The sequence below is a fragment of the Rhodococcus sp. p52 genome, assembly GCF_000763325.2.
Classification (GTDB): Bacteria; Actinomycetota; Actinomycetes; order Mycobacteriales; family Mycobacteriaceae; genus Rhodococcus; species Rhodococcus pyridinivorans.
The window spans coordinates 2,033,360-2,048,229 of the sequence record NZ_CP016819.1 but is presented as its reverse complement, the minus strand read 5'-3'; the positions used below and the strand labels follow the sequence as shown (position 1 = coordinate 2,048,229).

The 14,870-nt window shown below is 69.9% G+C and carries 7 protein-coding genes; 5 read left to right on the top strand and 2 right to left on the bottom strand.

What is annotated here, in order from left to right; all coding sequences use genetic code 11:
• Positions 1-83 precede the first annotated feature (83 nt).
• Positions 84-7,877 carry a non-ribosomal peptide synthetase gene (locus IM25_RS09515; protein ID WP_065995991.1) on the bottom strand — a complete coding sequence of 2,598 codons (7,794 nt, stop codon included), beginning with the start codon at positions 7,875-7,877 and terminating at the stop codon, positions 84-86.
• A 178-nt stretch (positions 7,878-8,055) separates the two neighbouring features.
• Here IM25_RS09515 and IM25_RS09510 point away from each other — a divergent pair, with 178 nt between their 5' ends.
• The 3 genes from IM25_RS09510 to IM25_RS09500 are packed head-to-tail and all read left to right on the top strand — an operon-like array spanning position 8,056 to position 11,670.
• Entirely contained in the window at positions 8,056-9,198 is a 1,143-nt protein-coding gene (locus tag IM25_RS09510; protein ID WP_033096844.1) for an isochorismate synthase, read from the top strand.
• Complete coding sequence (locus IM25_RS09505; protein ID WP_033096845.1) at positions 9,195-9,977, top strand: 2,3-dihydro-2,3-dihydroxybenzoate dehydrogenase; 783 nt, start codon at positions 9,195-9,197, stop codon at positions 9,975-9,977. Before IM25_RS09510 ends, IM25_RS09505 begins: the two co-directional genes overlap by 4 nt.
• 43 nt (positions 9,978-10,020) lie before the next feature.
• Entirely contained in the window at positions 10,021-11,670 is a 1,650-nt protein-coding gene (locus IM25_RS09500) for a (2,3-dihydroxybenzoyl)adenylate synthase (RefSeq protein WP_033096846.1), read from the top strand.
• Here IM25_RS09500 and IM25_RS09495 read toward each other — a convergent pair.
• A complete protein-coding gene (locus IM25_RS09495; RefSeq protein WP_033096968.1) occupies positions 11,621-13,519 on the bottom strand; it encodes an ABC transporter ATP-binding protein in 1,899 nt (632 codons plus the stop codon). The two genes, IM25_RS09500 and IM25_RS09495, sit on opposite strands and share 50 nt — an antisense overlap.
• Positions 13,520-13,608: 89 nt before the next feature.
• Between IM25_RS09495 and IM25_RS09490 the strand changes: the two genes are divergently transcribed.
• Together IM25_RS09490 and IM25_RS09485 are read left to right on the top strand one after the other, a co-directional pair.
• Positions 13,609-14,037: a MarR family winged helix-turn-helix transcriptional regulator gene (locus IM25_RS09490; RefSeq protein WP_033096969.1), complete on the top strand. Its 429-nt coding sequence runs from the start codon at positions 13,609-13,611 to the stop codon at positions 14,035-14,037.
• A gap of 82 nt (positions 14,038-14,119) precedes the next feature.
• Positions 14,120-14,839 (top strand): 2OG-Fe(II) oxygenase, encoded by a 720-nt coding sequence (locus tag IM25_RS09485; RefSeq protein WP_033096970.1) that lies wholly within the window; start codon positions 14,120-14,122, stop codon positions 14,837-14,839.
• Positions 14,840-14,870: the final 31 nt, after the last annotated feature.

Here is a 14,870-nt window from a genome sequence, read left to right as displayed (position 1 = left end):
CAGAGTCTCCCGCCGGGGCGCGTTGCCCCGGTCATGATTGGTTAGGCTAACCGAAAGAGACCGCCTCGCCAAGCGCTCCGTCCTCAGCCGAATTCGAGCGCGAAATCGTCGATCTCCGACTGGTCGAGGTCGTCGAGCGTGAGGTCGGACGGTGTGACCCCGCCCGCGTCCTCGTCCGACGCGTGCCCGGCGAGCGCACGCAGCGCCGCGATCCACTCGTCGGCCAATGCCGACACTCTCTCCGCAGGAACGAGATCGGGGCTGTACCCGAACATCCCGCGCAGCACCGGCTCGGCACCGGAATCGTCGGTGAGCACACCGATCTCGACGGCGTGCGCCACGGGCATGTCGGCTTCGGTGGCCCCACCGAGCGCCGAACCCTCCGGAGCACCGGCCCACGCCTGCCCTTCGGTCTCGCCCAGCGTGAACCGGCCGAGATAGTTGAATCCGATGTCCACAGCGCCGACGCTCGCGAGTTCCGGGCCGCCCACTGGGTCGAGATGCCGCAGCATCCCGAATCCGATTCCACTGTCGGGGATCTCCCGCAGCTGTTCCTTCACGCGTTTCAGAGCGTCACCCGCGCTCGCTCCGCCGGCATACGCGTCGGCGACATCGAGTCCCGCGACGTCCAGGCGCACCGGATAGAGCGTGGTGAACCACCCCACCGTGCGCGACAGATCCGCCCCCGGAACGGCCTGTTCCTCACGGCCGTGCCCTTCGAGGTCGACCGCGACCGCCCCTTCGCCGCACACCCGCGCGGACGCCAGCGCCAATGCTGTGAGCAGGACGTCCTCGACGCCGGCGTGGAACCGCTCGGGAACGGTCGTGAGCAGCGCGTCGGTGAGCTCGAAAGGAACCTCGACCTGCACCCTCGCGGTTTCTGCCATGGTGTGCCGCGTGGGATCCGGATCACCGGACGCCAGACGCACGCGTCCCGCCGGGGCGAGGATGCGCCGCCACAACGACAATTCGGATCTGCGCGCCGGCACTCCGTCGAGCAGTCCCCGCGCCCAGCGGCGCAGCGACGTGCCTGCGCGCACCGGGGCGACACCGTCGACCGCACCGGCGAGATCGGGCACCAGGATGCGCCACGACACACCGTCGACGACGAGGTGGTGCACCGCGACGAACACCCGTCCCGGCGCGTCGGGACCGGCGTCGAAGAAGATCACGCGCACGAGCGCGCCGGCGGCGGGATCGAGTTCGGCATAGGCGATCCCGGTCGCAGCGACGATCGCCTCCTGCAGGTCGACCGAGTCCGAGACGTCCACGCGGGTCACGACATCGGCGGCGTCGACGGAACCGACCGGGCGGACGTCGAGCACCCGTGCCTGCGGATCGAAGACGGCCCGCAACGCGTCGTGCGTGTCGAGCAGGGCCCGGACGCCGTCGGTCAGCCGGTCGAGCGTCAGCCCTACGGGCGCGAGGAGCAGCCGCGACTGCGCGTAGCGGGCGTACGGTCCACCACGGTCGAGCATGTCGTGGACGATCGGAGTCGCCGGGACGTCCCCGAGTGCCGCCTCGACGTCGACCGTCCCGGGCCCGTCCTCGATCTCCGCGACGCGGGCGAGTCCCGCCGGGCTGCGGTGTTCGAAGACGTGCCGCGCGGTGAACCGGATCCCGGCGGCGCGCGCCGCGGACACCAGCTGGATGGACACGATCGAATCGCCACCGAGAGCGAAGAAGTCGTCGTCGGGGCCCACGGCATCGAGTCCGAGCACCGACGCCGTCAGCTCGCACAGGCGTTGTTCGAGTTCGTCCGCCGGCAGGCGACTCTCGGTGGCCGGCGTGAAGACCGGCTCGGGGAGTGCTCTGCGGTCGATCTTTCCGTTGCGGGTGACCGGGAGCTCGTCGAGCACGACCGTGACGGCGGGGACCATGTGGTCGGGCAGCCGGTCGGCGACGTACATCCGGAGGGTGTCGGGGTCCGTCGTTCCGGCCGCGTAGGCGACGAGCCGCTTTCGACCCGGTTCGTCCTCGCGGACCACGACCGCCGCGGCACTCACCGCGGGATGGCCGCCGAGCACGGTCTCGATCTCACCGAGTTCGATGCGGAAGCCGCGGATCTTCACCTGGTCGTCGGTGCGGCCGAGGTAGTCGAGCACCGGGCCGTCGGTGCCGGAGATCCTCCAGCGCACCAGATCGCCGGTGCGGTACAGGCGCTCGCCGCCGGTGCCGAAGGGGTCGGCCACGAACCGTCCCGCGGTCTGCGCGCTCCGGCCGAGATATCCGCGGGTGACGTGCGGGCCGCCGACGTACAGTTCGCCGGGCACGCCCGGGGGCACCTGCCGCAGGTGCGCGTCGAGGACGTACACCCGGCCGCCGTGGATCGGCGTTCCGATGTTCGGGGTGCTGCCCGGGGTGAGTACGACGCCGGTCGCGTCGACGGTGCATTCCGTCGGACCGTACATGTTGCTCACGCGCACATCGGTTTCCGCAGCGAGCTGCGACCACAGCTCACCCGGTACCGCCTCGCCGCCGAGCACCATGGACTCGGGACGGTGCGGCGCGGCGGAGTCGAGGAGCCCCTCGGTGAGCAGGCGACCGGCGAGCACCGGACCGCAATCGAGTGCGTCGATGCGGTGCCTCCGGACGTACCGGACGATCCCCTCGGCATCGGCCATGAGGTCCTCGGCGAGCACGTGCACGGTGTGGCCGCCCAGCATCGCGAGGAGAGGCTCGACGGACGAGTCGAACGCGAAGGTGTAGCTCAGCAGCACGGTGCGTCGGCGCGTCGCGGGATCGCCGACGGTACGGGTGCGCACCGTCTCCCACAGGTTCACGACACCGCGGTGCGGTACCACCACACCCTTCGGGGTGCCGGTGGATCCGGAGGTGTAGACGAGATAGGCGGTGGTGTCCGGGTGCACGTCCGGCAGGTGCACGTCCGGGCCGGGGCCGGTGATCGATCCGGCCGCGTCGACGTCGAGCACGACGCCCACACCCGCGTCGCGGAGCATGAACTCGTTCCGGTCGGCCGGTTGCTCCGGGTCGAGCACCAGATAGGCCGCTCCCGACTTCCACACGCCGAGGATCGCCGCGACCAGCACGGATTCGCGCGGAAGACTCAGTCCCACGACGTCGTCGGGACCGATCCCGTTCGCGACGAGGTGACGGGCGATCCGGTCGGACCACGCATCCAGGTCACGGAAGGTCAGACGGCTCGACGACGTGACCAGCGCGGTCTCCTCGCCGTAGCGCTCCACGGTGCGAGCGAACAGTGCGGGCAGGCTGCGGGTCGCCGAGCCGTCGGCGCTGCCACGGTGCGGTCCGGAGCGATCCGGGAGCGCGGTCGCATCACCGGCGCGCAACACCTCACGCTCGGAGGCGGTGAGCAGAGCGAGCTGCGAGAGCCTCGCGTCCCGATCGGCGCACACCGCGGCGAAGGCCCGCTCGACCCGCGCGGCGAAGGCCTCGGCGGACGACTCGTCGAACAGGTCGCGGGCGTACTCGACGCGCACGCACAAACCACCGTCGGATTCCTCGATGACGCCGAAGGTGAGGTCGAACATCGCGGTGTCGTTCGCGACGAACGAGGGTGTAGGCGTCAGGCCGTCGAATCCCGTGATCGCCGGCGGGCTCTGGTACTGCACCATCACCTGGAACAGGGGGTGCCGGGCCGCGCTGCGCTCGGGGTTGAGGGTCTCCACGACGCGGTCGAACGGGACGTCCTGGTGCGAGTACGCCGCGACGTCGGTGTCCTTGATCCGGGCGAGCAGCTCCCGCACCGTGGGGTCGCCCGAGAGGTCGGTGCGCAGCACCACCATGTTGACGAAGAAGCCGACGAGGTCCTCGAGTTCGGGTGCGGGCCGTCCCGCGGTGGGCGATCCGAGCGGGATGTCCTCGCCCGCACCGCTGTGCGAGAGCGCGAGCGCGACCGCTGCGTGCACCATCATGAACATCGTGGTGCCGGTCGCGCGTGCGGCCTCCCGGATCCCCGCCGCACGATCGGCCGGGATCCGGTGTTCGACACCGCCGCCCGCATAGGACGCCACGGCCGGACGCGGGCGGTCGGCGGGAAGGCCGAGTTCGGCAGGGAGACCGTCGAGCTCCTCGCGCCAGAACGCGAGTTGCCGTGCGGAGAGCGAGTTCTCGTCGTTCTGTTCGCCGAGCAGTTCGCGTTGCCAGATCGCGTAGTCGGCGTACTGCACGGGCAACGGTGCAGGCTCGCGGGAGTCGCCGCGGACGTGCGCGGAGGAGAAGGTGCCGAGATCGCGCAGCAGCAGGGGTGTGGACAGTTCGTCGCTCGCGATGTGGTGGGCGAGCACGAGCATCACGTGCTCGTCGGGCGCCATCGTGAACAACCGGATCCGCAACGGGATCTCGCGTTCGAGATCGAACGCGTGCCGGGCCTCGGAATGCAGGCGCCCGGTGAGCGCGTCGCGGTCGACGGTCTCGACCGCGAAGGGAACGGCGACCCCGGCAACTTCTTCCACTCCGCGCACCTGCTGCATCCCCACGCCGTCGCGTTCGACGAGAACGGTGCGCAGACTCTCGTGGCGCGCGAGCACGTCGGAGCCCGCCTGCCGCAAAGCATCCGGGTCGACCGGTCCGTGCAGGTCCACCGTGATGGGGACGTTGTAGGTCGGACTGGGCCCTTCCATGCGGTACATGAACCACAGCCGCTGCTGCGCATACGACAGTGGTGCAAGGGACAGGGCCGCCGGATCGTTCTCACCGCGCGGGACGAGCGCCGGTCCGGCCGGAGCGGCGGTCGGGTGGTCTCCACAGTGCGCGGCGAGCGCGACGACCTGCGGATGATCGAAGACCGTCCGGATCGGCAACTCCACACCGAGCTCGTCACGGATGCGGGCGAGCAGTGTCGCGGCGCTGAGCGAGTGGCCGCCGAGCGCGAAGAAGTCGTCGTCCGCGCCCACCGTGTCGAGACCCAGGATGTCGGCGTAGATCCGGCACAGCGTCCGTTCGGTCTCGGTCTCCGCGGTGCGGGACGAGACCATCGAGGAGAAGTCCGGTTCGGGCAGCGCCGTGCGGTCGAGCTTGCCGTTGGAGGTCAACGGCAGCTCGTCGAGGACGACGAGGGCCGCGGGAACCATGTACCCGGGCAGGAACTCGGCGACGAGGCGGCGCGCCTCGACCGGTTCGGGCACGTCCTGCCCCACGAGATAGCCGACGAGCTGCGCAGCACCGGAGGGATCGGTGCGCACCACCGTCGCCGCACGGGACACACCAGGGATGCGCAGCAGGGCGGCGTCGACCTCACCGAGTTCGATGCGGAATCCGCGGACCTTGACCTGGTTGTCGACTCGGCCGCGGTAGACGATGCGGCCGTCCTCGGTCCACTGCACGAGGTCGCCGGTGCGGTACAGGCGGGCGTACGGACCCGAGGAGTCCTCCGAGTACGGATTCGCGACGAATCTGCTCGCGGTGAGTGCAGGCGCGTCGAGATATCCCCGGACCACACCCGGCCCGGCCACGTACAGCTCGCCCTCGGTTCCGGCCGGCACGGGTGCGAGTCCCGCGTCGAGGACGTGGACGCGCAGGTTGGCGACGGGCCGGCCGACCACCGGTGTCTCGGCGTCGGCGACCTCCGCGACGAGGACGTCGACGCTGCACTCGGTGGGGCCGTAGAAGTTGAAGGCCGCGCCCCGGCGTTCGCGCAGGCGGTTCCACAACCGCTCGGAGACGGCGTCGCCGCCGAAACCGAGGGTGGGCACGGTGCCGTCCGGGAACAGGCCGTCGTCGACGAACTGCTCGAGCCGGCTCGGTGAGAACTCGACGAAATCCCATCCCTCGTCGAGGGCGCGGCGTGCGAGTGCCGCCGGGTCGCGCTGAGTCGCCTCGTCGACGATGTCGACGGTGTGCCCGGCGAGCATCCACAGCAGCGGCTGCCACGACGCGTCGAACGCGAGCGACCAGGCCAGGCCGAGGCGGACGGATTCGCGGCCGGCCTCGCGGGCGGCACGGGTGAACACCTGGGCGCGGTGGCTGTGGAACAGGTTGACCAGCCCACGGTGGGGTACGACGACGCCCTTCGGTCTGCCGGTGGAGCCGGACGTATGGATCACGTAGGCGATCGAGTCGGGTGTCAGCGGGCCGCGCTCCGAGTCGTCGAGCGGAGCGTCGGACACGGCGTCGAGGTCGAGATCCTCGAGCACGACGCGCTTCGGCACCCCCGTCACCTCGGCGACCCGGTCGTCGGTCGTGCGGGTGGTGAGGATGCAGACGGGGTCGGTGGAGCCGAGGATGTGAGCGAGGCGTTCGAGGGGCTGATCGACGTCGAGCGGGACGTAGGCGGCGCCGGTCTCGAGGACGGCGTGGATCGCGATCAGCGCGTCGACGGTGCGGGGCAGCGCGAGGGCCACCCGCGCGTGCGGCCGGTCGAGATCGAAGCTCGAGACGAGGTGGCGGGCCAGGCGGTGCACCCGCGCGCCGAACTGTGCGTAGGTGAGCGTCACACGGGCGTCCGCCGCGGCCGGTGCGTCGGGGGCCGCCTCGATCCTCTCCCGCAGCAGGTCGACGAGGGTCAGGCCGGGGTCGAACGGGATGTCCGGGCTGCGGCTCCAGTCGTCGAGGATCGTCCGTCGCTCGTCGGCGGTCAGGACGGACACCTGCGCGAGCGGGGTGTGCAGATCCCGCTCGGCCACCGAACCGAACAGCATCTCCAGCCGCTCGGTGTGGATCGTCAGATCCGCCTCGCTGTAGACGTCGGCGTCGACGTCGACGAACACTTCGAGTCCGGCACGGCCGTCGAGGGGCCGCACGGTGACCATGAAGTCCTGCAGGGGTCCTCGGGCGACCGAGTGCACGGCCGCACGCATGTCGCCGAACCGGAGCGAGTCGCCGAACGGTTTGACGTTGACCGACGGGCCGATGACGCCGCGGGATCCGGTCGGTAGTCGCAGGTCGCGCTGTATGTCCTCGGTGCGGTAACGATAGTGGTTGCGGCACAGCGCCACTCCGTCGCGCACCTGCGCGACGAGCTCGACGAGCGTGGCCGATGCGGTCGGATTCAGGCGCAGCGGAACGACATTGACCGCGGTGATCGGCACCCGCAGTGCGGCGCTGCCGAGCCGGTTCATGACGGGGAAACCGAGCGTGAGGTCCTCGCGGCCGGTAACTCCGCGCAGGTAGGCGGCGACGAGCGCGGTGACCGCGTCACCCCAACTCGCGCCGACCTCCTTGCCGAGAGCCACCAGACCGCGCTGCCGGTCGGCGTCGAGGGTGAAGCGCGTGCCACGGGAGCGCCGCGCGATGCCACCCGGGCCGGGCCGCAGGGCGACCGCTTCGTCCACGCCGTCGAGGTACGCGTTCCAGAAGTCACGGTCTGCGTCGAAGTCGGCCGAGTCGCGATAGTCCGATTCTTCCCGTATCACCGATTCGACCGAATCGAACCGTGCGGCAGCAACTTCCGCACCGGCGACCGCGGCGCTGTAGCGCTCGGCGATGCGCCGGTTGAACAGCGAGAACCCGAAGGCGTCGAGGACGATGTGATGGGCACGCAGGTAGAGCAGGACGTGATCGTCGGCGAGTCGCAGGACCGCGGCCCGGACGCACGGATCCACCGACAGGTCGACGGGCCGCTCGAGGTCGCGCGCCATCCACTCGTGGGCCGCCTGCCAGGGGTCCGCCGCGGAGGTGAAGTCGACGGTCGGGGCGAGATCGAGTGTGCGCGCACCGGGAATCCGGACGACTGTACCGTCGGCGAGGGTCTCGAACCCCGCGACCAGCACCTCGGCCTCGGATGCCGCCTTGGAAACCGCTGTGACCAGCGCTTCCTCGTCGACCGCGCCTCGCAGTTCGATGCATTCCGAGGTGTTGAACAGCGGGTTGTCGGGGTTCAGTTGCTGGGCGAACCATACGCCCGACTGTGCGCGCGACAGAGCGAGCCGTGAGGCGTCCGGTCCGGCTAGGGGCACTGGAGATCCTCTTTCCTTCGATCGAAACGATTGGCTGGGAACGGAATCCGCTGATGTGCGCGCTGCGGCGCCGGAGGGCACAGTACCAAAGGTTAGGCTTACCGTATATGTTGCTCAGTGATCGTGTGTCCTGTGGCGCGGTCCTGCCAGCAGACCTCCTCAACCGGAAGGTACGAGAATGCAAGTGCCGGTCCTCGGCGCAACCGCTACCGACCGGGCCGAGCGGCCCGTCGCGCACCCGTTCGTCCTGTCCCGCCCGCACGGAACGGTGATCGCCGAAGGCGTGAGCGAACACTTCGACCGCGCGTCCGCCGCCGCCGACGCCCTGCGCACCGGACAGGTCGCCGCGATCGTCGGAGCACTGCCCTTCGCACCCGACGGTCCGGCCGCACTGACCGCTCCGAGCACACTCCATCACTCCCCCGCGCACTACGACGCACCGGCCGCCGACCTGCCCCCGATCACGATCACGGGCGCATTGCCGTCGGAAGGCGAGCACATCGATCGGGTCGAGACCGTACTGCGCCTGCTCCGCTCGGACGACAACGACCTTCTCAAGGTGGTCCTGGCCCGGGCACTCGCCCTGCGCGCCGACCGGCCCGTCACCCCGCACGACCTCCTCGTCGCTCTCACGCGAAACGATCCGCTGCACAACGGCTTCCTCGTCGACCTCACAGCAGCCGGTGGCGTGTGGACGGGACGTCACCTGGTTGGGTCGAGCCCGGAGGTGCTCGTGCGCCGTCGCGGAGATCGGGTCACCGCTCACCCCCTCGCCGGATCCGCACCGCGGCATTGCGACCCCGGGATCGATCGGGCGACGGCCGACAGGCTCGCCGGCTCCGCGAAGAACCTCGCCGAGCACGCGCACGTGATCGATGCGATCCGCGCCGCGCTCGAACCGTTGTGTGTCGACCTCGACATCCCCGAGCAGCCGACCGTGACGAGCACGCGCCAGCTGTGGCATCTCGGCACTCCCATCGAGGGTCGCCTGCACGATCCGGGTGTCACGGCCCTCGATCTCGCACTCGCGGTGCACCCCACCCCCGCGATCTGCGGCACGCCGACCGCGGCCGCCCGCGATCTGATCCTCGCGACCGAGGGTGACCGGGGCTTCTACGCCGGTGCCCTCGGATGGTGCGACGCCGCGGGCGACGGCGAATGGTTGGTCACGATCCGCTGCGCCGTCCTCGATGCCGACGGTGTCGGGCTCACGGCCTACGCCGGGGGCGGTATCGTCGCCGACTCCGACCCTGCCGACGAACTGGCCGAGACGACCGTCAAGTTCGGCACCGTCCTCGATGCACTGGGAGTACTCCGATGACCGAGGCCGCACCATCCCCCGTCACGCTCGTCGTCGGAGCCGCGCAGGGTATCGGCCGCGCGACCGCCGAGACCCTGGCGCGTGCCGGTCACCGTCTCGTGCTCGCCGACCGCAACGCCGAAGGACTGCGCAAGACTGTCGCGCTGCTCGGCGGCTCCGTCCCCACCTACCCCGTCGACATCCGCGACCACGACGCCGTCGCCTACCTCGTCGAGAACATCGAATCCGAGCACGGACCGATCGAGCATCTCGCGCACGTCGCAGGTGTCTTCACCACGGGCTCGGTGCTCGACTCCGATCCCGAGGACTGGCAGCACATGTACGACGTCAACGTCACCGGCCTGCTGTCGGTCCTGCGTTCGGTCGGACGGGCCATGCGGGAGCGGAGGTCGGGTTCGATCGTCGTCGTCGGATCGAACTCCGCGGGCGTGCCGCGCATGGGCATGGGCGCCTACGGATCGTCCAAGGCCGCGTCCACGATGATCGTCCGGATCCTCGGACTCGAGCTGGCGCAATACGGGATCCGCGCCAACATCGTCGCGCCGGGTTCCACCGACACCGCCATGCAGCGCTCGCTGTGGGAGGACCCCAACGACGACGCCGGCGCACGCAGCGCCATCGAAGGTGACCTGTCGCAGTTCAAGGTCGGCATCCCCCTCGGCCGCATCGCCGAGCCCGCCGACATCGCCGAGGCCATCGAGTTCCTGCTGTCCGATCGTGCTCGTCACATCACCATGCAGGCGCTCTACATCGACGGCGGCGCCACCCTCCGCGCCTGACCGACAGACCTGCATCGACCCTGATCCCGAAAGGAAACGTTCCGTGACAACCGGTTTCGAGCGCACGCCGCTCGCCGACACCGCCCGCTACCCCGAGGAGTTCGCCGAGCGGTATCGCGCAGCCGGTTACTGGACGAACGAGACCTTCGGCGAATTCCTCCCGGCCCGCGCCGCCCGGTTCGCCGGTCGCATCGCCGTCGTCGGACACGACGCGACGGGCACCTGGCGGCGCATCACCTACCGCGAACTCGACGACGCCTCGGCCCGCGTCGCCGCCGGTCTCGCCGACCTCGGGGTCCGGAAGGGCGACCGAGTAGTCCTGCAGTTGCCGAACATCGTCGAGTACACCGAAGTGCTCTTCGCGGTCTTCCGCCTCGGTGCGCTCCCCGTCTTCTCCCTGCCCGCGCACCGCGCGTCGGAGATCGGCTACTTCTGCCGGTTCAGCGACGCCGCAGCGTACGTGATCGCCGCCGAACACGGCGGATTCGACTACCGCGTGCTCGCCCGGCAGGTCGCCTCCGAGATGGAGAATCCGCCGGTGGTCGTGGTCGCCGGTGAGGCCGAGGAATTCACTGCGCTCGGGTCGTTGCGCGACCGCGAAGCGGCGCCGATCACGGAGAACGACGCCGGAAACGTTGCCTTCCTGCAGCTGTCGGGTGGCACGACCGGAACGTCGAAGCTCATCCCCCGCACCCACGCCGATTACCTGTACTCCGTGCGCGAATCCGCGGTGATCTGCGGAGTGGACGAGAACACCCGCATGCTGGTCGCGCTGCCGGCGGCGCACAACTTCCCGATGAGCTCGCCGGGCATCCTCGGTGTGCTGCACGCCGGCGGCACCGTCGTCCTCGCTCCGGATCCGAGCCCCGACACCGCGTTCGCCCTCATCGAGAGCGAGGGCGTGACGATGGCGTCGCTCGTCCCGCCCCTCGCGCAGGCGTGGCTGTCGGCGCGGGCCCGCACCGAACGCGACCTGTCGTCGCTCGAGGTGCTGCAGGTCGGTGGTGCGAAGTTCCCGGCCGAGGCCGCCAAACGCGTTCGCACCGAACTCGGCTGCACGCTGCAGCAGGTCTTCGGTATGGCGGAGGGTCTCGTCAACTACACCCGGCTCGACGACGACGAGGACACCATCGTCACCACCCAGGGCCGGCCGATCAGCCCCGACGACGAGATCCGCGTCGTCGACGATACGGACGAGCCCGTCGCCGCGGGCACCACCGGCCACCTGCTCACCCGCGGCCCGTACACGATCCGGGGCTATTACAATGCGCCGGAACACAATTCGATGGCATTCACCCCGGACGGCTTCTACCGCACCGGCGACATCGTCCGGCTCACCGAGCACGGCTACATCGTCGTCGAGGGACGCGCGAAGGACCAGATCAATCGCGGTGGCGAGAAGATCGCGGCCGAGGAGGTCGAGAATCATCTGATCGCGCACCCGGCCGTGCTCGACGCGGCGGTGGTGTCGATGCCCGACAAGTATCTCGGCGAGCGCACCTGCGCCTTCGTCGTCACCGAGGGGGAAGCGCCGAAGGCCCTCGCGCTCAAGAAGTTCCTGAGGGAGCGAGGGCTGGCCGAGTACAAGATCCCCGACAAGGTGCAGTTCGTCGACGCCTTCCCGGTCACGGGAGTGGGCAAGATCAGCCGGAACGAACTGCGGCGCGCCCTCGCGGCCACTCTGAAGGACTGATCTCGCTCCGCGACGACGGGATGACTTCACCCCGTTCGGCTCGAGCGTCGAGGATTGCGTAGCGGCCACCGCGGGCGACGAGGTCGTCGTGCGTTCCGCGTTCGACGATGTGGCCCCGGTCGAGGACCACGATCTCGTCGGCGTTCCGCACGGTCGAGAGCCGGTGCGCGATGGTGATGGTCGTGCGTCCGCTGCGCGCGGCGTCGAGGGCCTGCTGCACGGCGTGCTCGGTGTCGTTGTCGAGGGCGCTGGTCGCCTCGTCGAGCACGAGGACACGCGGGTCGCGCAGGAGCGTGCGGGCGATCGCCAGTCGCTGTTTCTCACCACCCGAGAAGCGGTATCCGCGGGCGCCGACGACGGTGTCGTAGCCGTCCGGCAGCGAGACGATCAGGTCGTGGATGTGTGCGGCGCGGGCCGCGGCCTCGATCTCGTCGTCGGTCGCGTCCGGCTTCGCGTAGCGCAGGTTCTCCCGGACGGTCGCGTGGAGGAGGTAGGTCTCCTGCGACACCACGCCGACCAGTCCGGCGAGATCGGCGAGCCTCATGTCGCGCAGGTCGACACCGTCGATGCTCACGCGTCCCTCGACCGGGTCGTACAGTCGTGCGACGAGCGAGCCGAGCGTGGTCTTGCCCGAGCCGGTCTCGCCGACGAGCGCGACCTGCGCCCCCGCCGGGACGTCGAGATCGATGCCGTCGAGGGCGTTGCGGTGCGCTCCTTCGTAGCGGAAGCTCACGTTCTCGAACCGCACCCGGCCGGCGACGGTCGCAGGGTCGACGGGCACCGGATCGCGCGGGTCGTCGATGTCGACCGGAAGGTCGAGGTATTCGAAGATGCGGCTGAACAGGGCCAGCGAACTGGTGACGGAGACACCGACGTCGAGCAGGCTCATCAGCGGCCGGAACAGCGCGCCCTGCAAGCCGGTGAAGGCCACCAGGGTGCCGATCGTCATGCCGCCCGAGGTGGCCGGCAGACCGGCGACGAGATAGAGGACGGCGGGGATCGCCGCGAAGACGATGTTCATCGTGGCCATGCGCCAGCGGCCGGACAACTGCGCGTGCACCTCGAGATCGGCGAGTTCCTCCGACGTGCGGGCGAACTTGTCGGACAGTGCCGGGCCGGTGCCCAGCGTCTTGACGAGCAGCACGCCGCTGACCGACAGTCCTTCGTCGATCTGCGACTGCATGTCGGCGAGGCGCCGTTGCTGACGGGCGGTGACGGCGCGGCGCATGAGCGCGACCCGGCGCGTGAGCCAGATGGCCGGCGGGAGCACGATCAGGGAGAGCAGGGCCAGTCGCCAGCTGAGGACCGCCATGGCGATCGCCGTGCCGACGACGGTGGTGACGTTGGACGCCAGTGAGGTCGCGGTGTTGGTGACCACGGACTGCATGCCACCGATGTCGTTGGTCAGCCGCGACTGGATCTCACCGCCGCGGGTGCGGGTGAAGAAATTCAGCGACTGTCGCTGCAGGTGGGAGAAGACCCGGGTACGCAGACCGTGCATGACGTTCTGGCCGACGGTCGTGGAGATCCAGGTCTGGACGACGGACAGGAGCGAGCTCGCGACGGTGACGGCCAGCATGCCGCCGACGGCCCACAACAGCAGGCTCACGTTCTGGTGCGGGATGGCGTCGTCGATGACGGCGCGGACGAGGAAGGGCGTCGCGAGGGAGATCACCGACGAGGCGATGATGAGCGCGACGACGAGGGTGATCTTCCACCGATAGGGCGCGAAGAGGGCGCCGATACGGCGCAGGCTCACCGGGGCCTCGCGGAGCTGCTCGAGATCCTTCTTGTCGATCCTGCCGCGGCTGCCCGGCTTGCCGCCGAGAGTGGGTGGGGGCTGCATCATGTGCGCCACCTCGATTCGTGGTTCGTGACTCGTACTTGTTGAGGTTGCCTCATTGAGTGTCAACCGTCAAGTGAGGTACTGTGACCACCATGCCGGATTCACCCGTCGCACTGCGCGATCTCCTCCTCACCACCACGCGTACGCTGCGCCGACGCTGGCACGACCTCCTCCAGCCGTGGGGATTGTCACCCCACGAGTACCGGGCGCTCGACGTCATCGGACGCGCCGACGACCCGATCCGCCTCGGCGTCGTGGCCAAGGAACTGCGCATCGTCCCCCGCTCGGCCACCGAGGTCGTCGATCGCCTGGAGTCGCGGGGTCTCACCGAGCGACTCCCCGATCCCGCCGACCGACGCGCGGTCTGCGTGCGGCTGACCGACGAGGGCCGCAGGATCCGGGCCGAGCTGGCCTCGGCCCGCGATGCCGACGCCGTCGAGATGTTCGACCGGCTCGACGCCGAGGAACGCGCACGACTGTCCGATCTGCTGCACAAACTCGTCGACGACCGGCCGCGCTGATCCCTTCCGGTTCCGGGTACTCACATTCCCGACGGCAGCGACGTCTTCCCTACGAGTGTCCGTGCCGATCGAGGAGAGCCCTGTGAAGACCATCGACAGTCTGCAGTCGCGCGTCGACGCACTGAACCTGCCCGAGCTGACGAGCGAGCTCGACGAGAACGGCTGCGCCCTCACCGGGCCGCTGTTGAGCGACGACGAATGCACCGAACTCGCGGCCCTGTGGGACGACGACGCCCGCTTCCGCACCACGGTCGACATGAGCCGCTACGGGTACGGGCACGGCACCTACAAGTACTTCGGCTCACCCGTCCCCGACGCCGTCGCACACCTGCGCTCGGCGTTCTACCGGCAGCTGCTCCCCGTCGCGCGCTCGTGGGCCGAACGCCTCGGCGATCCGGCACCCTGGCCCGACGACTTCGACGACTGGCTCGACATGTGCCACGCGGCCGGCCAGACCGACCCCACCCCGCTGATGCTGCGCTACACCACCGGCGACTGGAACGCCCTGCATCGCGATCTCTACGGCGACCTCGTGTTCCCACTGCAGGTCGTGATCGGGCTCGACCGGGCGGGCGTCGACTACACCGGCGGCGAGTTCCTGTTGGTCGAACAACGGCCCCGCGCGCAGTCGCGGGGCACCGTCACCGTGCTCGAGCAAGGCCACGCGCTGATCTTCACCACCCGCGACCGACCGATCCGGTCGGCGCGCGGATGGTCGCGGGCGCCGGTCCGGCACGGCGTGAGCACCGTCCGATCGGGCCTGCGTCGCACGCTCGGCCTGGTACTGCACGACGCCGCCTGAGCGTCCTCGGTGCTACCCGACGCGGCCTACG